Here is a 19,430-nt window from a genome sequence, read left to right as displayed (position 1 = left end):
ACGAAGTCCACCGACGAGCCGGGGGTCAGTCGACCTGCATCACCGCCGTGACCGGCGCCAGTGCAACAGTCGCAGCCTTGCCCTCGACCGTCCATTCCAGCAGCGCCGCGACAGTTTCCGGCGTGGCGGCACCGACGACGCTGACCTGACCATCCTGCCCGGCCTTGAACACCGCCCGGTCCAGTAGGCGACGGATGCCGGTCTTGTCGGCCCCGGCGGTGTCGAGGTCGCGGAACACCACGGCTGCCTCAAGATCCTCGCGACGGGCGACCTGATCGGCGGCGTTCAGGCCCTCGTCCCGGGTCAGAAGCCCCCGGCCCTGTGCCTTCAGGATCGGCACCACCGCGCTGGCAAGGCCCCGGTTGTTCTGGAACGCGGGATCGGCCAGGTCGAGCGCGGCGACCGCCTCGGGCAGGCCCTGTTCCATCGACTGGAAGGCGACCTCGACATCCGACGGCTGCGCGCCGTCCGCGATGCCGGTGACCAGCATCACCACCTCATGCCCGGCGGCACGGTAGATCGCGGCGCGCTCTGGCGTCGCCGGGTCCAGCGGATCGAGCGCAAAGCTGACCGGGAAGGGCAGGGCGGCGAGGCCCGTGCGGTCAAGGTCGGCAGCCCCGGTGTCGACAAGGACGATGGCCATCGGCGGCTTCGCCTCGGGGTTCTCGAAAGTGGCCGCGAACTGGGCGATCGGGCGCGGATCGGCTGGCGGGGCGGCAGGATCAGTAGCGGGATCGGTCGCGGGATCGGGGGCCGCCTCTGCCGCGCCTTCATTGCCGCGCCGGATGACCACGCCACCGTCCTTGCCGATCAGCCCGGGCGTCGGCGCGAAGGTCGAGCCGCTCTCCTGACCCGGCAGGCCCTCGGCAGCCTCGCCGATCCCGACTTCCTCGGCGGTGCCGGGCAGGCCTTCGGGCTGGGTACCCGGCATCGCCGGGCTCTCCTCCAGCGTCTCGGGCGCGGGCATGGCCGGGGCGGGCATCGGTTCGGCTTCGGGTTCCGCGGCCGGTTCCGCCGGGGCTTCTGCGGGCGCTTCCGGCGCGGGTTCCGGAGCTGGCTCGGGGCTTGGCTCGGGGGCAGGTTCGGGGGCGACCTCTGCCGGTTCTGCCGCAGGCTCTGGCACCGGCTCGGCGGCGGGCTCTGCGGTTGCCTCCGGGGCGGCCTCGGCGGGCGCTGGGGTGGCCTCGGGTGCCGGATCGGGAGCAGCTTCCGCCGTGGTCCCGGTCTCGGCTTCTGCGGTTGCGTCCGGCGCGGGTGTCTCTGGCTCTGGTGCGGGCTCTGGTGCGGCCTCCGGTGCCGTCGCGGCTTCGGCAGCCGGTTCGGTCGTGTCGGCGGGTTCGGTCACCGCCTCGGCGACCTCAGCTGGTGCCTCGGCCGGCGCGGCCTCAGCGGATTCGGCGCCTTCAGAGGCAACATCGGGGGGGACCTCTGGCGCGGCTTCTGCCACCGGTACGGCCTCTGGTGCCGCTTCGGCCACCGCTTCAGGTGCCGGGTCGGCAGCCGCCGTCTCTACCGCAGGTGTGGTCTTTTCCACCGCGGATGCCGCGGGGTCCGCCGCCGTTTCGGCCAGCGGTGCGGGTGCGTCAGCCGTTGCCGGGGCTGTGGTTTCGGCAGGTACCGGGGCTGCGGCCTCGGCGACCTCTGCAGCGGGAGCCTCCGGTGCAGCCGGGGCGGCTTCGGCGGCGACTTCGGGCTGGGCGTCAGACACCGCTTCGGGCTGCGCTTCGACGGGTTCGGCGGCAGCCTCGGGCGCTGCTTCGGCGGGTTCGGCTTCGGCCGTCTCCTCTGGCGCGGCGGCCGTCTCGGCGGCTGGCGCTGCGGTGGTCGTGGTCTCAGGGGTCGCCGTCTCAGGGGCCGTTTCCGCTGCCGCGGCATCTCCGGCATCCGCCGTTGTCGGTTCGGGCGCGGTGATCGTCGCTTCGGTGGCCACAGCTGCGGGAGCGTTGTCGTTCGCGGGCTGCAGCGGGGCTACGGCAGAGCCGATCACCAGGCCGCCCACGACCAGAAGCCCGCCGGACATCATGCCAAGAAGGAATTTGCCGACCACCTGTGCCTCCTGCTCTCGCGTTCTGCGCGCCCGAACCCGGCCTTTACCCTGTAGCCTGTGCTTCGGAGCCGCCCGCCGGTTCGCCCGGCGTCATGTTTCTGCTCTGCCGCAGTATAGCCTGCGGTTGCGCAGCCTTCACCCCTTTTCGTTCCCGCGTCAACACGATGGGCGGCAACTGCTGCATCCTTGCGCAGCCATCGGCTGGACCGGGTGGGGCAACCGGAGGCTGTACCGCAGTATCGAGGCCCTGGTCTGGCGTTGTCAGGGGAACCTTGCATGCCATGGGGCAGGGCGCCCGGGCGAGGCTTCAGAAGGCATCCAGGCGAAGTCGCGCGATCACACGGCAGCCCTGTCGCAATCGGTACAGCTGACCAGCGTCAGGACCCGCTGCTGTCGGGCTTTGGCAGGTCGAGCCTGACATAGCGGATGGCGCGACGATGATAGGTGTAGGCAATGTGCAGGTGCCCCGCCTTGTCCTGAAGGATGGAAGGGTAGGACAGTTCCCGATTCACGCCCTCGGCCGAGTTGTTCGACAGCGCGTGCCCCGACCCCTGATCCAGGTCGAGCCGGACCGGAAAGGTTGCGCCATTGTCAGCGGACAACGCAAGCGTCATCGGCGCGCGCGGAACGCCCCAGATCGCCCTTGGACCTTCGCTGTCCGTACCAGGTCCGGCCTCTGCGCCGGCCTCGTCGGGGATCTCGTCATAAAGCGAGGCGCGACGGGCTGCGGACTGCGCGGCGCTGATCGGGTTGAGGACCATGGCAATGCGACCGTCAGCCAGCCGGATCGCCTGCACCGAGGAATTGTTGTTGGGCAGGTCGGTCGGATCCGGCGCGCTCCACGTCAGGCCGCCATCGGTCGACAGACTTCGCTTCACCCACTGGGCATAGCGGTCGCGGAAGAAGGCGGGCATCACGCCGGCCTGCGGCGCGATGGGGTTCATGTGCACCGCGCCCAGACTTTCGGGCACGTCGACAGCCTGCCAGCTGTTTCCCTGATCATGTGACACCAGCATCACGGCGCTGTCGATATCGCCGGTCCAGCGTCCTGCCGCCGGGGTCACGCAGCGAAAGCCCGGCAACAGCCATTCACCAGCGGGGCCGAGACGTGGCGGCTGGCGCACGAAGACACCCCGGAAGTCGCCGATCCGTCGTGCCGCACCATAGCTTTCGCCACCGTCCTGCGACACCCGCGCCACGATCTCGCACAGGTCCTGCCGCCCGCCCGGCTGGCTGGTGTGGAACAGCCAGACTGCCCCGTCGGGCGCGGTGAACAGCACCGGGTTCTGTTCCGACCGGGTGGCATCGTCCGAAAGCCTGCGCGCCGCGGACCAGCCCTCGGGACCCAGGGTCGACATCCAGACCGAGATGTCCCCCATCCCTTCCATCGTGCCGCCGAACCAGACGCAAGCGAGGCGGCCATCGGGCAGGACATGCAGGTTGGCCGCGTGATTCTGCACCATCGGCGAGGGAAGGAATGCATCGATGCGTCCTGCGGGACCGGCATGCAACCTTCCGTCCATCGCCGCCTCGATCTCGGCGGCGGTCAGCTCGCGTTGGGGGAAGGCAGACATGCGAGACTCCCGATCAGATGCGCTGCGTCGACATCACAAGTTGTCAACTTCCCTGTCAAGTGCCGCCCTGAGCGGTTCGTGCGGAGTACTTGAGTAGATAATTGTTTTACAATGATATTTTAGTGTCACTTCGCTGTGCCCCTTCATTCCAAGCCGGGCAAACTTGTCATGCGGGAAATAACAAGTTGACAGGCCTGTCTCATGACGGTCTGCTCCGCATCAGTCGTGAGGGCCGGGCAACGGCGCGGGACATTCCTGGGAGGAAGACATGAAACAGAATGCAAGCAAGGCCGGCGTCAGCCGCCGGGGTCTGTTGAAATTCGGGCTGGGTTCGGTCGTGGCCGCTGCGGCGCTTGGACCGGGGGCGCGGATCGTGATGGCGCAGGACGGCCAGGTGCTGAAAGCGATCAATCCGGCCTTCAACCAGGACTGGTCGCCCCTGCGCGGTGGCGGCGTGCCGTTCCGCTGGAACTCCTACTGGAACGCCAGCGCGATGTATTTCAACGAGAAGGGCGAGATCCAGCCCTATGTCCTGACCGAATGGGCCCCGAACGCCGATTTCACCGTCTGGACGCTGAAGGTGAACCCGGACGCGAAATTCGCCGACGGCTCGGCCATCACCGCCGCCGACGTCAAGGGCAGCTGGGAGCTGTCGTCAATGCCGAACACCAAGAACCAGCGGATCGACCAGGTGCTGTCGGGCGTTGCGGGCTATGGCGCAGTCAAGGACGGCACGGCGACAGACATCTCGGGGATCGTCGCTGGAGAGGGTGAGCTGACCGTCACGCTGGCCGGCCCCGACCCGATCTTCTTCCAGCGGCTGGCGAACCATATCGCGCCGATCGTCAAGGTCTCGGTCGCGCGCGGTGCGGACGGGAACGAGGTGCCGGACTGGTTCCTTGGCGCGAACGGTGCGACCTCGGGCCCGTTCATGCTGGAAAGCGTCGATCTGGACGCGGGCACCAACGTCTGGGTCCCGAACCCGAACTTCTTCGGCCCGGCACCGAAGCTCGCCCGGATCGAGCTGACCGCCGTCGAGGACAACGTCACCGCGACCGAGATGCTGAAATCCGGCGAATATCAGGCGCATACGGAACTGGTGACCTCGACCATGGTGATGGACCTGGGCGCCGATTTCGCGGCCGGGCCGACCATTCCGACCAGCCAGCACTTCTGGTTCAACGCCACCCGCGCGCCGATGGACGACCCCAAGGTACGCGAGGCGCTGATCCTGGCCGTCGACCGCGACGGGCTGATCAAGGCCAGCTTCCCGGACGGACCGCACCAGAAGACCGACACGGTGATGAACTCGGTCCCGGGTGAGGATGACGCAGCCTTCACGCCCTATCCCTACGACCCCGAGGCGGCAAAGGCGGCGCTGGCGGCCTCGACCTACGGCGGGCCGGAGAAGCTGCCAAAGCTTATGTTCGTCGGCATCTCCTCGCCCGCGAACGAGGCGGCGGCACAGTACATCGCCGAACAGTGGCGGCAGAACCTGGGGATCAGCGCTGTCGACATGAAGCCGCAGCAGGACCAGTATTCCGGCCCCGACCAGAACGCGATCCAGATCTTCCGCGACGACGTCGGCACCCGCGTTCCAGACGCGCCGAGCTATCTGGCAGGCTCCATCGGTTCGGGCTCCGGCAATGCGCAAGGCAAGATGGGCGGTTACAAGAACGACAACGTCGATGCCCTGATCGCCGAGGCGCTGGCCTTGCCCGCCGACGACCCGAACCGGGTGGCAAAGGCGCAAGAGGCGCAGCGGATCTTCCGCGACGACTTCATGTTCATCCCCTGGTACAAGCAGACCATGAGCCGCTGGGCCAATGCCAACGTGCAGGGCATGGAGAAGAACCTCGACTGGCAAGTCGTCGCGCCCTGGAATATCGCCGTCGGCTGATCTGATGCACATTGACGGGGCGGGGGGCCTGCCTCCTGCCCCGTTGTCGCCTGTGAAAGCCCGTCATGCTTGCCCACATCCTGCGCCGCCTGCTTATCTGGGTGCCCTCGGTCATGCTGGTCATGCTGGGGGTCTATGCGCTGGCCTTCTACGGCGCGGGCGACCCGATCAAGCTGATCTTTCTGCGCGCCCCCGGCGATGTGGCCTATGACCCTGTGAAGATCGAGGCGATCCGCGCCGAGGCCGGCCTCGACCGCCCGTTCCTGGTGCAGTTCTTCAGCTATATCGGCAACCTGCTGCAGGGGAACTTCGGCAACTCGCTGACCTCGGGCCGGTCGGTCTGGGCGATGGTCTCGGCGGCCGCACCCGTCTCGGCGGCCTTGGGGGTGATGACGATCATTCTCACCGCGCTGGTGGCGATCCCGCTCGGCATGATCGCGGGGCTGCGGCAGAACAGCCGGCTCGACTACTTCATCCTTGGAACGGCGGTCGCGCTTTGGGCGATCCCGGCCTATGTCGCCGGACCGCTTCTCATGGTCCTCCTCCTGATGGTCCTGCCCGATGGTGCCGTTCCCTACGGCTGGGGTGGCGTCTTCAGCGTCAAGGTGATCCTTCCCCTGATCGTCCTGTCGTTCCAGCCGATCGCGCTGATCCTGCGCCAGACCCGCGCCGCGGTGATCGAGGTCATGTCCGAAGACTACGTCCGCACCGCCCGCGCCAAGGGCGTGCCGGAGCATATGGTGGCACTCCGCCATATCCTGCGGCCCGTCCTGACGCCCGTCGTCACGCAGCTCGGCCTGATCATGATCACCATCGTCAACGGCGCGATCTTCGTGGAGCTGGTCTTCGGACTTCCCGGCCTTGGTCGCCTGACCGTGCAGGCGCTGATCAACAACGACTATCCGGTGATCCTGGCGGTGACGCTGATCGGCTCCTTCCTGGTCATGGCGTCGAACCTGCTGGTCGACCTCCTTTATCCGCTGCTCGATCCCCGGGCGGCTGACGTGAAGGGGTCGTAACATGACGATACCCAACACGATGATCGACATCGAGGATCGCCCCTCCAGCCTCTGGCGCGATGCCTGGCGGCGGCTCAGGCGGAACCGGCTGGCAGTGGCCGGGCTGGTCATCATCGCGGCCCTGGTCATAGTCGCCATCTTCGGGCCGTGGCTGTCGCCCTACGACTTCCTGTCGCAGAACCTTGACCTTCGGAACCAGCCGCCCTCGGCCCAGCATTGGCTGGGGACCGACGACCTTGGTCGCGATGTCCTCAGCCGCCTGATCTACGGCGCGCGGACTGCGCTGATGGTCGCGGTCGGTGTCACGATCATCGCCGTCGCAATCGGCGTGATCCTCGGCGCAGTCGCGGGGTTCTACGGCGGCTGGTTCGACCGCTTTGTCATGTGGTTCACCGACATAACCATGTCCGTGCCGCAGCTTCTGCTTGTCGTCGTCATCAACGCGAGCCTCAAGCAGCCGATCAGCCTGTGGATGGAAGCCCGCTACATGGAGACGCTGAACCCGATCTGGCGCAACACGCAGATCATCGATTTCGTGCTGGTCTTCGGAGCGATGGCGCTGATCACCTGGCCACCCTATGCCCGTCTTGTCCGCGCGCAGGTCCTGTCGGTCCGGCAGCGGCCCTATGTGACGGCGGCGCGGGCCATGGGCCTGACGAACCGCCTGATCCTGACGCGCTATGTCCTGCCGAACGCGATGGGTCCGCTGATCGTGGCCGTCTCGGCGGGCCTCGGGACGGCGATGGTGCTGGAATCGGCGTTCTCTTTCCTTGGCGTCGGGGTCACCCCGCCCACGCCCAGCTGGGGCAACATGATTTCCGACGGGCTGCGGGTCTGGACCAACTACCCCCACCTTCTTGCCGCCCCCGCCGCCGTGCTCGCCGTGGTGACTGTGGCGTTCAACTTCCTTGGCGACGGGCTGAACGACGCGTTCAATCCGAAGGGGCAGAAATGACGCTCCTGCAGATCAAGGGCCTGACCATCGACATCGACCGCGACAGCGGCCCTGCTCGGGTGGTGGACGGCATCGACCTTGCCGTGATGGAGGGCGAAAGCCTTGGCATCGTCGGCGAAAGCGGCTGCGGCAAGTCGCTGACCATGTTGTCGCTGGTGGGCCTGCTGCCGAACCGCATCCACGCAACCGGCGGTCAGGCGCTGTTCGGCGGGCGTGACCTTCTGAAGCTGACCGCAAAGGAGTTGCGGAAGGTAAGAGGCTCCGAGATCGGCTTCATCTTCCAGGACCCGATGACCAGCCTGAACCCGGTGATCCGGGTCGGCGACCAGATCGCCGAGGCGCTGGTCTACCAGAAGGGCCTGACGAAACCCGAAGCCCGCGCCCGGGCGGTGGAGCTGTTGTCGCTCGTCGGCATTCCCGCCCCCGAGGAACGGGCGAACGCCTGGCCGCATGAGTTGTCGGGCGGCATGCGCCAGCGGGTGATGATCGCCATGGGGCTGGCCGGCCACCCGAAGCTTTTGATCGCGGATGAACCGACGACGGCGCTGGATGTGACCATCCAGGCGCAGATCGTCGACTTGGTGCGCGACCTGAAGGACCGGCTGAAGATGTCGGTCGTCTGGATCACTCATGACCTGGCGCTCATCGCGGGCCTCGCCGACCGTATCGCCGTCCTTTATGCCGGAACGGTGGTCGAGGACGGGCCGGTGGAGGCCATCTTCGACCACCCCTCGCATCCCTATACCCGCGCGCTTCTCGGCTCGCTGCCCACCCTCGCCGGTCAGGCGATGGAGCGTCTCCCCTCGATCCCCGGCACCCCGCCCGAACCCGGCCGCCGTCCCCCCGGCTGTCCCTTCGCCCCGCGCTGCCCGCTGGCCGAGGCCGCCTGCAACGCTGCCGTGCCAAAGCTTCAGCCGGTAGGCGACAATGCCCGGCACCGTGTGGCCTGCCCTGTGGTCCTGGGGGTCGCCGCATGACCGCGCTTCTGGAAATCCGTGGACTGGCGAAACGCTATGACATCCGCCTTGGTGCCTTCGGCGAACGTCATGCCGTCGTGCGGGCATTGGACGACTTCACCGCCGACATCATCGAGGGCGAGACGTTAAGCCTGGTCGGTGAATCCGGCTGCGGCAAGTCCACCACCGGCTTTGCCATCCTGAACCTGCAACGCCCCAGCGCCGGCTCGGTCCGCTACAAGGGGCAGGACATTGCGGGTCTTGACGAGGTCGCCATGCGCCCGCTGCGCCGCGACCTGCAGATCGTGTTCCAGGACCCCTATTCCACCCTGAACCCCCGCATGACCATCGGCGAGGCGCTGGCCGAACCGATCCGTTTCCATGGCCTTGCCCCCAAGGCCGAAATCCAGTCCCGCGTGGCGCAGCTTCTGGCCGATGTCGGCATGACCCCACGCTTTGCCAACCGCTACCCGCACGAGCTTTCTGGGGGCCAGCGCCAGCGGGTGGCCATCGCCCGCGCGCTTGCCTGCCAGCCGCGCTTCATCGTCTGCGACGAGGCGATCTCGGCGCTGGACGTCTCGGTCCAGGCGCAGATCCTGAACCTGCTGATGGACCTGCAGCAAAAGTACCGCCTGACCTACCTGTTCATCGCCCATGACCTGGCCGTCGTGCGCCATATCAGCGACCGGGTGGGCGTGATGTATCTGGGCCGCCTCGCCGAACTCGCCCCAGCCCAGGCGCTGTTTGCCGAACCCCTCCACCCCTACACCCGCGCGCTTCTCTCGGCCGTGCCCAAACCGGACCCGCGGGCCCCGCGCTCACGCCAAAGGCTGACGGGAGAGGTGCCAAGCCCGCTGAACCCGCCCGAGGGTTGCCGCTTTCACCCGCGCTGCCCGCTGGCGCGCGACCTCTGCAAGACCAAGGTCCCCGACTGGCGCGAGGTGGCACCGGGCCACCAGGTTGCCTGCCACGCCGTGACGGGGCCGGGACGGACGAACTGGGAAGGACAGGCATGACCCTGCCGATCGGCATCACCATGGGCGACCCCGCAGGCGTGGGGCCTGAAATCATCGTCAAGTCGCTGGCGGCACTCCCGCCCGAGGAGCGGCGGCGCTATCGCATCTTCGGCAATGCGGCCAGCCTTGGCGCGGCCGAACGCGTGCTGAAGACCGGGCTCGACCTGGCCACGCTTGACCTGCACCAGACCGACATTCCGGGCGATACGATGCCCTTTGGCAAGCTTGACGAACGCGGCGGTGAGGCCTGCTTCCGCTTTATCGAGGCCGCCGTGCGGCAAGCGATGAGCAATGAAATCGCCGGGATCGTCACCGCGCCCATCAACAAGGCTGCCCTGAACGCTGCGGGTCATCACTACGACGGGCATACCGGGATGCTGGCCGCCCTGACCGGGGCGAAGTCCAGCTTCATGCTGCTTACCTCGGAACGGCTGAACGTCATCCATGTCTCGACCCACATCTCGCTGAAGGGCGCGATCGGCCGGGTGCAACCCGACCGGATCCTGGCGACGATCCGCGCCGGGCATCAGCAGTTCCTGCGCCTCGGGATCACCGCCCGGATCGCCGTCGCGGGCCTCAACCCGCATTGCGGCGAGGGGGGACTTTTCGGCGACGAGGATGACACGCAGATCGAACCGGCGGTTCAGGCCGCCCGGGCGGAAGGCATCGATGCCCACGGCCCCATTTCGGCTGACACGCTGTTCCACCGCGCCTACGAGGGTGCCTTTGACCTGGTGGTCGCGCAGTATCACGACCAGGGCCATATCCCGGTCAAGCTGGTGGCCTTCGACACGGCGGTCAACGTCAGCCTTGGCCTGCCCATCGACCGCTGCTCCGTCGACCACGGCACCGCCTTCGACATCGCGGGCAAGGGCATCGCCAACAACACCAACCTGAACCACGCGCTGGCCTATGCCCGACGCATGGCCGCGACCCGGAGCCCCAAATGATCCGTGGAGTCTACTGCGCCTCGGCCACGCCGTTGAACGCCGACCTCTCGCCCGACCTCGGGGCGCTGGCCGCCCATGCCCAGGCGCTGATCGCCGACGGCTGCGACGGCATCGCGCTTCTCGGCACGACCGGAGAGGCCAATTCGTTCTCGCTGACCGAACGTCGCACGATCCTCGAAGCCGCGGCCAAGGCCGTAGGGCCGGACAGGCTGATGCCCGGCACCGGGGTCAACGCCCTGCCCGAAACCATCGAGTTGACCCGCCACGCCCTGAGCCTGGGCGTCACCCGCGTCGTGATGCTGCCCCCCAGCTATTACAAGGGCGTCAGTGACGAGGGCCTGTTCCGCGCCTATGCCTTGGTCATCGAAACCATCGGCGATGCCCGGCTGCAGGTGCTCCTGTACCACATCCCGCAGGTCTCGGGCGTGCCCATCAGCCATGACCTGATCGAGCGCCTGGTGACGGCCTTCCCCGGCACCGTCGTCGGCATCAAGGACAGCGCCGGCAAGATCGAGAACATGACGGCGATGATCGATCGCTTCCCCGGCTTCTCGGTTCTCGCCGGGGCCGACCCGCTGCTTCTGCCGCTCATGGGGCAGGGCGGCGCGGGATGCATCACCGCGACTTCGAACCTGGTGGCCGACAGCCTTGCGACCGTCTTCCGCCACCACGCCGACACCGCCCGCGCGGCGGATGTCGCGGCGGCGCAAGCCCGGATCAACGCCTTTCGCGACCTGTCGAACTCTTACACCCAGATCCCGGCGATCAAGGCGATGGTCGCCTTCCGTCACGGGGCCGCGCTTTGGACCCGGACCCGCCCGCCCCTTGTTGGCCTTACCCCTGCCGAACTGGACGACCTGAAGCACCGCCTGCGCGCCATCGGTGCCAGCGTGAAGGACCTTGCCGCATGACCGACCTTAGCCGCCCCCTGCGCATCCACCAGCCCCGTCGGATGGAATACGGCCTCGGCAGCGCTGCCGAGATCGGAGCCTGGGCAAAGGCCGCGGGGTTCAAACGCATTCTGGTCATGACCCAGCGGTCGATGGCCGGGCGCGTGGCGGCCCTTGGCCTACCCGAGCCGGTGGCACTGTTCGCCGGGGTCCTGCCCGAGCCTGACACCGACAACCTTGCACAAGCCTTGAAGGCCGCGCAGGCGGTCGAGCCCGATCTGATCGTGGGCTTTGGCGGCGGGTCGGTCATGGACCTTGCCAAGCTTGTCACCGTCTTGCGCGGCGACCAGACCCTTGCCGAGATCATCGGCCCGAACAAGGTCACCGCCCGCCAGAATGCGCTTGCTCTGGTGCCTTCGACGGCAGGCACCGGGTCCGAGGCGGGCATCCGGGCGCTGGTCACCGATGTGACGACGGGCATGAAGGTTGCCGTCGAAAGCCCATACCTTCTGGCCGACATCGTCGCGCTTGACCCGTCGCTGACCTTTACCCTGCCGCCCGCGATCACTGCAGCGACCGGCATCGATGCGATGGCGCATTGCGTCGAGGCCTTCACCAGCCGCAAGTCGCACCCCCTGATCGACAACTATGCCCTAATGGGGATCGAGCTTGTGGCCCGCTACCTGCCCCGCGCGGTGGCCGACGGCTCTGACGTCGAGGCGCGGGCCGGCCTGCTGCTGGCGGCCTATTACGGCGGCATCTGCCTTGGCCCCGTGAACACGGCCGCCGGTCACGCGCTTGCCTATCCGCTGGGCACCCGGCTCAAACTGCCGCATGGGCACGCGAACGCGATCATCTTCCCGCATGTCCTGGCCTTCAATGCACCCGCCGTGCCGCAAAGGACCGCACGGATCGGCAAGCTTCTTGGCCTGACCGGCGACCTGCGCCGCGCGGCAGTCGCCTGGTGCGAAGGGTTGGGCGTCAGCATGCGCCTGTCTCGGAACGGCGCGACTGAAGACCAGTTGCCCGGGTGGGCGGTCGAGGCGCACGGCATCCGCCGCCTGATGGATAACAATCCCCGCGACATGACCGTGGCCGAGGTCGAGGCGATCTACCGCACCGCCTTCTGATGTCCGCGATCACGAGATGAGAGGTCCAGAAGCCGCCCCTCGAACAGCCGGTCTCGCGACCCGGTGACGTGCATCAGCATCGCCTCGCGCGCGGCCTCTGCCTGGCCCAGCCGGATCGCCTCGTAGATCGCGGCATGCTCCTCAAGCACATGATCGAGGCCGCCCCTGACCGACTGCAGAGACAGGCCGTGAAACTTCATGCCCACCGCAATATGGTCCTTCAAGGCACGCATCGACGTCTCGAAATACTGGTTGTTCGCTGCCGCCGTGATCGCCAGGTGAAAGCTGAAATCCGCGTCCTCCCGGTGGCTGCGCCGTTCCGTCGCATCGCGCATCAGGGCCAGGTACTTCGCGATCTCGGCCAGCTGCGCCTCGCTGCGCCGCGTGGCCGCCATGGCGGCGGAGGCGGGTTCGATGGTCAGGCGAAACTCGTAGCACCGCTGCAGGTCGGCGATGGTCTCGACCGGCTGGAAGGACAGGGTCTTGCGCTCTCCCGGGGCGACAACAAAGCTGCCAGAGCCCTGGCGGGACATGATCAGACCCTCGGTCCGCAACCGTTTCAGCGCTGCCCGGATGACCGGCCGCGACACCTCGAACTGCCGGGCGAGGTCGTTCTCGCCGGGAAGTCGCGCGCCGTGCGCATGCTGGCCGTCGACGATGGCCCGCCGGATTCGGTCGTGGACGACGTCGGCCAACAACACCGAACGTGGGGCCGAAGCCGGGCTGGCCTCCGGGTCCCTGGTCTCTGTCAGGTCGCTCATCATGTGGTCTGTCCTTCGGGATGGCTTGCGGCCAGCCACAGCCGCAACAGCGTGTCCGGCGGTCCGAAGCCGCCGGACTTGGTGATCAGGTCGGGAAGATCGGGCCGGTCGGCAGCGCGGCACAGGGGTAGTCCTGGCAGGACTTCGCCCTGAACGCGCAGCACGCCGACATGAAGCGCGGTCAGCACCGCCGCCGCCGTTTCGCCCCCGGTCAGGACCAGCGTCCCCAGACCTGCGACGCGGCGCGCGACCCCGTCCGCCAGCCGGGCCGCGACGGTCGGTCCATCGGCCCCGATCCCGGGCGTGGCCTGCACCAGGAAGGACCCATGGGCCTCGGCGGCGGGCACCTTTCCGTCCGGGGCCAGAACCCGAACCATCCCCGCCTCGGCCACAAGGGCGCTAACCTGGGCGACCGTCACCGGATCGCGCGAGCCGACGGCAATGCCCAAGGGTCCCCGACGCATATGGGCGTTCACCGGACTGCGCCCCGGGCAAAGCCGCCGTGCCAATGCCGCGGCAAGGCCTCTGGCACCGGCGAGAAGGCTGCCGGGCGCAAGCTTGGCCACCAGTCGGTCAAGGTCCGCGTCGCTGGTCGCATCCGGAACGTCGCAGGGCAGGTCCAGCCGAACGGTCTCTGCCACCGGCAGGCCCAGGACAAGACCGTTGCCCCGCAGCACCCCTTGCGACACCTGTCGTCCAAGCTCGGGGATCGCGGGACAAAGAACGACCCGCCCGATGGGCAGCACATCTGCCATGCCGGCGATCTCTGCCGCAATCGGGCCCTTCAGCCGCGAGTCGATCTTCTTGTACCAGATGGTTTCGGGCGTGGCGCGCTGCTTGAGGTATCGCGCAGCATCCTTTGCCCTGGCCCGCGCCTCTTCCGGCGACAGTTCCCGGGTGCCGAGGTTCACCGAAATGACATCTGGTGCAAGGGCAAGCGCAGCGCCGATGGACTGAGGCGCAACGCTGACGAGGCAGCCAAGTCCCATCGCAGCGAACGGAGCGATCGAATCGAGCGCTCCGGTCAGGTCATCAGCGATCAGTACGACGGCCGGGAAGGACATGCTTTACATTGTTCCACCGAATGAACTTGGGCAACATGTAAAGATGATAATCACTTGTAATCCCTGGTTGGTCACGGGGAGGTCTTGGCGACGCTGGCCATGCCCGACGTCACGCCAGGACTGACTAAGCTTTAGGCGAGATTTGGAAGATCAACGATCAAGCACGGGATTGCCAACACACTTAGACGGATATTGTTGACGAGTATGTCAGCAAGTCCGTCAATCCCTTTGTAACGGACGCGGATCCCGCAGCCAGCAACGGGGAGCCCCAGAATGAACAGACGCCGCTTTCTTGCGACGACCGGACTTGCCATTGCGCTTGCGGTCCCGGCAACCCGCGAAGGGCCAGGTCGTTCCGTCCGGCCTGTCCTGGGATCTGAGCGGAACGAGCGGATCAAGGCCGCTTTCCGGGGCGGGGAGCTCTGAGATGCGTATTCTGGTGATCAATCCAAACTCCACCAGCTCGATGACCGACAAGATCGGCGCCGCAGCACGGCGCGCGGCAAGTCCGGGGACCGAGATCACTGCCATAAATCCGATCGGGGGACCGGTGTCGATCGAGGGCTACTACGACGAGGCGCTGGCGGTCCCGGGCCTTCTGCACCTGATCGAGACCACCCCAGGCTTTGACGCGGCGATCATCGCCTGCTTCGATGATACTGGTCTCGATGCGGCGCGCTGCTTGACGGACCGGCCGGTCATCGGCATCGGCGAAGCAGCCTATCACTTTGCCTCGATGCTTGCGAACAAGTTCTCGGTCGTAACGACGCTGGCCCGCTCGGTTCCAGCGCTGGAACACAATCTGCTGAAGTACGGTCTCGCGGCCCGCTGCGCACGCGTAAGGTCCTCGGAAGTGGCCGTGCTCGAACTGGAGGAAGTCGGCTCGGACGCCTGCAACCGCATCAGCGCCGAGATTGCGCGCGCTGTCGCGGAGGACCGGGCCGAGGCCATTGTCCTCGGTTGCGCCGGGATGACCGACCTGGCCGGTCGGCTGGCCGACGAACACGGCCTGCCGGTCCTGGATGGGGTGACCTGTGCTGTCCGGCTGGCCGAGGCGATGGTCGGGCTCGGGCTTCGGACATCGAGGCTCGGCGGCTATGCTCCGGCCCAGACACAGAAGCTGAGCGCCAGGGCCTGAGCTCTCGCCGCTGGTTCAACTTGTCTCTGGCATGCCTTGCGCCAGGCTTCGGCTAGCATCGAGGGGAGACCTTGCCCTGGCAGACCCCTTGCTTCGGAAGGCAGAGCTGCCATGCTTGGCCCAGTAAGGGGAATGTGGGTCCTTTGGCAGACGAACGGTTCACCATCGAGGGCGATCTGGATGCCGAAAGCTTCCTGCCCTGGATCACCCGGCACATGCGGCGCCTTGGGCTTTGCGGCGTTGCCACGCGGCGTGAAGACGGACAGGTGGAAGTCACTCTGAGCGGGCCGGAAGACCTGATCGACGCGATGGAACTGGGCGTCTCGCTGGGGCCGATCGACGTCTGGGTGGAAGCGATCACCCGGCAGCGCCTGAAGAACGACACTCTTCCCTGATCGTACGCTTACAAACTGGTTACTTATTGGGCACTCCGGTCTAACAATTGGGCACGACATCCGATTCCCTTTGGCGACCGCCCAGGCCAATCGTCACGGCAGGACAGTCCGTCGAAGTCGGCATAGCGTGACCCAAAGGCCGTTTGACGGAACCGAAAAGAATGACTGCTGCCTGGACTCCCGTCGCACTGGTCCGCGACGTCCCTCCGTTGTGCGTCATGCCCGCCTGTGTCGACGGCGTTGAACTGGCGTTGTGGCGCAGTGCGACGGGTCGTCTGGCGGCCTGGGCCGACCGCTGTCCGCACCGGGGCATGCGGCTGTCGCATGGCTATGTGCGGGGTGAGGCGCTGTCCTGCATCTACCACGGCTGGAGCTATGCCTCCGACGGCCATTGCCTGCGCATTCCGGCCCATCCCGACCTTGAACCGCCCGAGGCGATCCGCGTGCCGGTCTACCATGCGGTGGAAAGCGGCGGGGTGGTCTGGGTCGCGACTGAAAGCCCCGACGTCCCTCCGCCCACCGTCGAAGGCGTGCCCCTGCGGTCCCTGACTGTCGAAGGCGCGGTGGACTGGGCGGCTGCTGGCTTTTCGCTGTCCGGCCCGGTCGCGCGGGGTCATTTGTCCGGCATCGGCGTGACGATCCTGGTGCAGCCCCTGCCGAATGGCCGCCAGGTGCTGCATGCCTTGGCCGAAGCGGCGACCCCCGCCGCGCTGAAAGAGGCATCGCGCGATCTTGAGGCCTTGCGTCGGCAGGCCGAGGAGGCGCTGGCATGACCGATCCCGTCCGCGACGAATGGTATCCGGTCGCGCTGATCAGCCAGCTGCACCACGCGGCACGCGACACCCGGCTGTTGGGCGAACCGATCCGCGTGACCCTGCAGGACGGCCAGCCGCTGGTCACCGCCTCGGGGCGCACGCTGCCCTCGCAGGCCCGTTACGGCCATGTCTGGAGCAGCCTCGGCACCCCCGCCCGCCCGCTCTTCGACATTCCCGAAGCCGACCAGCCCGGGCGGCGACTGGTCGATGTGGGCCTCGTCCGCGTCAAATGCTCGCCCCTGCGCGCGGTCGAGAACTTCCTCGACATCGCGCATTTCCCCTTTGTCCATACCGACATCCTGGGGGCCGAGCCGCATACCGAGGTCGGCCGCTATGACGTTGCGATCCGCGATGAGGTGGATGAGGTCTGGGCGACCAAGGTCCGTTTCTACCAGCCACAAGCCGCCAAATCGGCCGAGGGCGGGATCACCACCGAATACATGTACCGGGTGCCCGCGCCGACCGTCTCGATCCTCTACAAGACCTGCCCGCCGCGCCCGGGGGAATGGGACGTCATCACCCTCTTCGTGCAGCCCTTGACCGAGACGCTGTGCGAGGTCTGGCCCTGGATGGCGCTCTTCGACGATGTCACGCCCCTGACCGACCTGATCCATTTCCAGCAGACGATCTTCCTGCAGGACCGGTCGATCCTGGAAAACCAGCAGCCCGGCCTGTTGCCCCTCGACCCGGGGATGGAGATTCCGACGCGGGCCGACCTGACCTCGGTCGCCTACCGGCGCTGGCTGAAGCGGCGCGGCTATACCTACGGCGCGCAACTGGTGGCGGCATGATCCTTTACGACTACGTCCTTAGCCCCGATTGCTACAAGGTCCGGCTTCTGGCCGCGCTGGTGGGGGCAAGGCTTGACCTGCGGGCGGTCGATTTCCACCCGGGCGGCGAACACCGCAGTGCGGCCTTCCTGCGGCTGAACCCGGCGGGGACGATCCCGGTGCTGGAGGACGGCGATCTGATCCTGACCGAATCCGCGGCGATCCTGACCTATGTTGCCGCTCGTCACGGGCCGGACTGGCTGGGCGACGACACGCCGGTCATGCGGGGCCGGGTGGCACAGTGGCTGGCCTTCGGGCACCGGCTGTCGGCCAGCATCGGCAAGGCGCGGACCCATGACATGCTGCAGAAACCGGCCGACATCGACGCCTGCCGCAAGGCCGGTGTCGCCGCGTTGCGTGAGCTTGAGGCGGCCCTGGTCGAGGCGCGACTGCGGGGCGAGGCATACCTCGCCGGAAACCGGCCCACGCTCGCAGACATCGCCTGCTTCCCGCATGCCATGCTGGCCCCGGACGGCGGCATTTCCACCGATCCCTACCCGACGATCCGGCTTTGGACTCGGTCCTTGCGCGCCCTGCCGGGGTTCATCGAGATGCCGGGCATCCACCGCCTGCACGAGCTGAAACCCGAACCCGTGGGGACCAGCGCATGACCGTCCACCTTTTCAAAGGCTGCGCTGCCGTCGTCTGCGACCCCGAGACGGTACTGCGGGACGTAGACCTGCTGGTCGAGGGCCCGAAGATCACCGCGATCGGCAAGGCCCTGACCACCCCGCCCGACGCCGACATCATCGATGCGCGGGGCTGGTTCCTGTATCCCGGCCTCGTCAACACCCACCACCATTTCTTCCAGACCTTCGTGAGGAACCGCGCCGATCTGGACTGGACGAAGCTTTCGGTCATCGAATGGCTGGACCTGATCTATCCGATCTTCTCGCGCCTGACCGAGGACTGCTTCTACCACTCCTCCCTGACCGCGATGGCGGAACTGGCCAAGCACGGCTGCACGACGGCCTTCGACCACCAGTACAACTTTCCCCGCCACGCCGGAAAACGCCTCATTGACCGCCAGTTCGAAGCTGCGGCGAAGATCGGGCTCCGGTTCCATGCCGGGCGCGGGGGCAATACGCTGCCAAAGTCCGAAGGCTCGACCATCCCGGACGAGATGCTGGAGAGCACCGACGAATTCATCGCCGATTGCGCGCGGCTGATCGAGGCCTACCACGACCCCAGCCCGTTCAGCATGGCGCAGGTCGTGGTCTCGCCCTGCCAGCCGGTGAACTGCTACCGCGAGACCTTCGTGGAATCCGTGGCACTCGCCCGCGACAAGGGCGTCTTCCTGCATAGCCATGTCGGCGAGGGCGAAAGCCCGGTGATCGCCGCGCGCCACGGTATGCGAACGGTGGACTATCTGGAACAGATGGGCTTTGCCGGTCCCGACACCTTCTACGCCCATTGCTGGGAGCTCACCGACGCCGAATTGAGACAGCTCGCCGCCTCCGGCACCGGCGTGTCGCACTGTCCCGAACCAGTCTACCTGGTGGGCGCGGAGGTGACTGACATCCCCGCGATGGCGGCGTTTGGCGTGCGCCTCGGCCTTGGCTGCGACGGGGCCGCGTCGAACGACAACTCGAACCTGATGCACTGCATCCATTCGGCCTACATGCTGCAATGCCTCGTGGCGTCCAAACGTGCCCATCCGGTGCCGGAACCGAGCGATTTCCTGGCCTATGCCACCACGGGCGGAGCTTCCCTGCTGGGCCGCAAGGACATCGGGCGGCTCGCCCCCGGGATGGCTGCGGACCTCTTCGCCATCGACACCCGCCGGATGGATTACGTCGGCACCCGTCACGACCCGGCCAGCCTGATCGCCAAGGTGGGCGTCGGCATGCCAACCGACCTGACCATGGTCAATGGTCGCATCGTCTGGGCCAAGGGTGAATTCCCGGGCCTCGACGAGGCCGAGATGGCCGCAGAGGCCGAAGCCGCACTTTCGAAGATAAACGCGTGAAAACACCTCAACAGGAGAGAC

Annotated in this window: 18 protein-coding genes; 14 read left to right on the top strand and 4 right to left on the bottom strand. The window is 67.1% G+C overall.

The features are described 5' to 3' along the window. Positions 1-25 precede the first annotated feature (25 nt). Positions 26-2,047: a divergent polysaccharide deacetylase family protein gene (locus tag AC2EAL_RS18135; RefSeq protein WP_484725638.1), complete on the bottom strand. Its 2,022-nt coding sequence runs from the start codon at positions 2,045-2,047 to the stop codon at positions 26-28. A gap of 377 nt (positions 2,048-2,424) precedes the next feature. Continuing rightward, entirely contained in the window at positions 2,425-3,621 is a 1,197-nt protein-coding gene (locus AC2EAL_RS18130; RefSeq protein ID WP_484725637.1) for a sialidase family protein, read from the bottom strand. 268 nt (positions 3,622-3,889) lie between these two features. On the opposite strand from AC2EAL_RS18130, the gene AC2EAL_RS18125 reads away from it, so the two are divergent. From AC2EAL_RS18125 to AC2EAL_RS18090, 8 genes are all read left to right on the top strand, one after another. Then, a complete protein-coding gene (locus tag AC2EAL_RS18125; protein WP_484725636.1) occupies positions 3,890-5,521 on the top strand; it encodes an ABC transporter substrate-binding protein in 1,632 nt (543 codons plus the stop codon). 65 nt (positions 5,522-5,586) lie between these two features. Then, complete coding sequence (locus AC2EAL_RS18120) at positions 5,587-6,540, top strand: ABC transporter permease (protein ID WP_484725635.1); 954 nt, start codon at positions 5,587-5,589, stop codon at positions 6,538-6,540. Between the two features lies 1 nt (position 6,541). Then, on the top strand, positions 6,542-7,495 hold the full coding sequence (locus AC2EAL_RS18115; protein WP_484725634.1) for an ABC transporter permease: 954 nt from the start codon (positions 6,542-6,544) through the stop codon (positions 7,493-7,495). Beyond that, complete coding sequence (locus tag AC2EAL_RS18110; RefSeq protein ID WP_484725633.1) at positions 7,492-8,472, top strand: ABC transporter ATP-binding protein; 981 nt, start codon at positions 7,492-7,494, stop codon at positions 8,470-8,472. The genes AC2EAL_RS18115 and AC2EAL_RS18110 overlap by 4 nt, the downstream gene beginning before the upstream one ends. Beyond that, positions 8,469-9,467, top strand: a complete 999-nt coding sequence (locus AC2EAL_RS18105; protein ID WP_484725632.1) for an ABC transporter ATP-binding protein — start codon at positions 8,469-8,471, stop codon at positions 9,465-9,467. Before AC2EAL_RS18110 ends, AC2EAL_RS18105 begins: the two co-directional genes overlap by 4 nt. After that, positions 9,464-10,417, top strand: coding sequence for a 4-hydroxythreonine-4-phosphate dehydrogenase PdxA (gene pdxA / locus AC2EAL_RS18100; RefSeq protein ID WP_484725631.1), 954 nt, complete (start codon positions 9,464-9,466; stop codon positions 10,415-10,417). The genes AC2EAL_RS18105 and pdxA overlap by 4 nt, the downstream gene beginning before the upstream one ends. Further along, on the top strand, positions 10,414-11,328 hold the full coding sequence (locus tag AC2EAL_RS18095; protein WP_484725630.1) for a dihydrodipicolinate synthase family protein: 915 nt from the start codon (positions 10,414-10,416) through the stop codon (positions 11,326-11,328). The genes pdxA and AC2EAL_RS18095 overlap by 4 nt, the downstream gene beginning before the upstream one ends. Next, entirely contained in the window at positions 11,325-12,437 is a 1,113-nt protein-coding gene (locus tag AC2EAL_RS18090; RefSeq protein ID WP_484725629.1) for an iron-containing alcohol dehydrogenase, read from the top strand. Before AC2EAL_RS18095 ends, AC2EAL_RS18090 begins: the two co-directional genes overlap by 4 nt. Here the strand turns inward: AC2EAL_RS18090 and AC2EAL_RS18085 are convergent. Together AC2EAL_RS18085 and AC2EAL_RS18080 are read right to left on the bottom strand one after the other, a co-directional pair. Next, entirely contained in the window at positions 12,419-13,198 is a 780-nt protein-coding gene (locus AC2EAL_RS18085) for a FadR/GntR family transcriptional regulator (protein WP_484725628.1), read from the bottom strand. The two genes, AC2EAL_RS18090 and AC2EAL_RS18085, sit on opposite strands and share 19 nt — an antisense overlap. Further along, complete coding sequence (locus tag AC2EAL_RS18080) at positions 13,198-14,262, bottom strand: four-carbon acid sugar kinase family protein (protein ID WP_484725627.1); 1,065 nt, start codon at positions 14,260-14,262, stop codon at positions 13,198-13,200. The genes AC2EAL_RS18085 and AC2EAL_RS18080 overlap by 1 nt, the downstream gene beginning before the upstream one ends. A 427-nt stretch (positions 14,263-14,689) precedes the next feature. On the opposite strand from AC2EAL_RS18080, the gene AC2EAL_RS18075 reads away from it, so the two are divergent. The 6 genes from AC2EAL_RS18075 (at position 14,690) to AC2EAL_RS18050 (ending at position 19,409) form a co-directional block, all read left to right on the top strand. Continuing rightward, positions 14,690-15,400, top strand: a complete 711-nt coding sequence (locus tag AC2EAL_RS18075) for an aspartate/glutamate racemase family protein (protein WP_484725626.1) — start codon at positions 14,690-14,692, stop codon at positions 15,398-15,400. 143 nt (positions 15,401-15,543) lie between these two features. Beyond that, complete coding sequence (locus tag AC2EAL_RS18070; protein ID WP_484725625.1) at positions 15,544-15,795, top strand: acylphosphatase; 252 nt, start codon at positions 15,544-15,546, stop codon at positions 15,793-15,795. Between the two features lie 161 nt (positions 15,796-15,956). Then, positions 15,957-16,568 carry a Rieske 2Fe-2S domain-containing protein gene (locus tag AC2EAL_RS18065; RefSeq protein ID WP_484725624.1) on the top strand — a complete coding sequence of 204 codons (612 nt, stop codon included), beginning with the start codon at positions 15,957-15,959 and terminating at the stop codon, positions 16,566-16,568. Then, the gene (locus AC2EAL_RS18060) at positions 16,565-17,401 is read left to right on the top strand and encodes an aromatic ring-hydroxylating dioxygenase subunit alpha (protein ID WP_484725623.1); all 837 of its coding nucleotides are present in this window, start codon (positions 16,565-16,567) and stop codon (positions 17,399-17,401) included. Before AC2EAL_RS18065 ends, AC2EAL_RS18060 begins: the two co-directional genes overlap by 4 nt. Further along, on the top strand, positions 17,398-18,051 hold the full coding sequence (locus tag AC2EAL_RS18055) for a glutathione S-transferase family protein (RefSeq protein WP_484725622.1): 654 nt from the start codon (positions 17,398-17,400) through the stop codon (positions 18,049-18,051). The genes AC2EAL_RS18060 and AC2EAL_RS18055 overlap by 4 nt, the downstream gene beginning before the upstream one ends. Next, positions 18,048-19,409, top strand: a complete 1,362-nt coding sequence (locus AC2EAL_RS18050) for an amidohydrolase (protein ID WP_484725621.1) — start codon at positions 18,048-18,050, stop codon at positions 19,407-19,409. The genes AC2EAL_RS18055 and AC2EAL_RS18050 overlap by 4 nt, the downstream gene beginning before the upstream one ends. Positions 19,410-19,430: the final 21 nt, after the last annotated feature.

Source organism: Tabrizicola sp. T74, assembly GCF_057219935.1.
Note: the sequence above shows the minus strand (reverse complement) of the source record. Positions and strands in the feature narration are given on the sequence as shown.

What these genes read in the sequence shown, in the direction of transcription:
- AC2EAL_RS18130 (WP_484725637.1), bottom strand. Translation starts at nt 3,621, where the DNA reads ATGTCTGCCTTCCCCCAACGCGAGCTGACCGCCGCCGAGATCGAGGCG.
- AC2EAL_RS18125 (WP_484725636.1), top strand. Translation starts at nt 3,890, where the DNA reads ATGAAACAGAATGCAAGCAAGGCCGGCGTCAGCCGCCGGGGTCTGTTG.
- AC2EAL_RS18120 (WP_484725635.1), top strand. Translation starts at nt 5,587, where the DNA reads ATGCTTGCCCACATCCTGCGCCGCCTGCTTATCTGGGTGCCCTCGGTC.
- AC2EAL_RS18115 (WP_484725634.1), top strand. Translation starts at nt 6,542, where the DNA reads ATGACGATACCCAACACGATGATCGACATCGAGGATCGCCCCTCCAGC.
- AC2EAL_RS18110 (WP_484725633.1), top strand. Translation starts at nt 7,492, where the DNA reads ATGACGCTCCTGCAGATCAAGGGCCTGACCATCGACATCGACCGCGAC.
- AC2EAL_RS18105 (WP_484725632.1), top strand. Translation starts at nt 8,469, where the DNA reads ATGACCGCGCTTCTGGAAATCCGTGGACTGGCGAAACGCTATGACATC.
- pdxA (WP_484725631.1), top strand. Translation starts at nt 9,464, where the DNA reads ATGACCCTGCCGATCGGCATCACCATGGGCGACCCCGCAGGCGTGGGG.
- AC2EAL_RS18095 (WP_484725630.1), top strand. Translation starts at nt 10,414, where the DNA reads ATGATCCGTGGAGTCTACTGCGCCTCGGCCACGCCGTTGAACGCCGAC.
- AC2EAL_RS18090 (WP_484725629.1), top strand. Translation starts at nt 11,325, where the DNA reads ATGACCGACCTTAGCCGCCCCCTGCGCATCCACCAGCCCCGTCGGATG.
- AC2EAL_RS18085 (WP_484725628.1), bottom strand. Translation starts at nt 13,198, where the DNA reads ATGAGCGACCTGACAGAGACCAGGGACCCGGAGGCCAGCCCGGCTTCG.
- AC2EAL_RS18080 (WP_484725627.1), bottom strand. Translation starts at nt 14,262, where the DNA reads ATGTCCTTCCCGGCCGTCGTACTGATCGCTGATGACCTGACCGGAGCG.
- AC2EAL_RS18075 (WP_484725626.1), top strand. Translation starts at nt 14,690, where the DNA reads ATGCGTATTCTGGTGATCAATCCAAACTCCACCAGCTCGATGACCGAC.
- AC2EAL_RS18065 (WP_484725624.1), top strand. Translation starts at nt 15,957, where the DNA reads ATGACTGCTGCCTGGACTCCCGTCGCACTGGTCCGCGACGTCCCTCCG.
- AC2EAL_RS18060 (WP_484725623.1), top strand. Translation starts at nt 16,565, where the DNA reads ATGACCGATCCCGTCCGCGACGAATGGTATCCGGTCGCGCTGATCAGC.
- AC2EAL_RS18055 (WP_484725622.1), top strand. Translation starts at nt 17,398, where the DNA reads ATGATCCTTTACGACTACGTCCTTAGCCCCGATTGCTACAAGGTCCGG.
- AC2EAL_RS18050 (WP_484725621.1), top strand. Translation starts at nt 18,048, where the DNA reads ATGACCGTCCACCTTTTCAAAGGCTGCGCTGCCGTCGTCTGCGACCCC.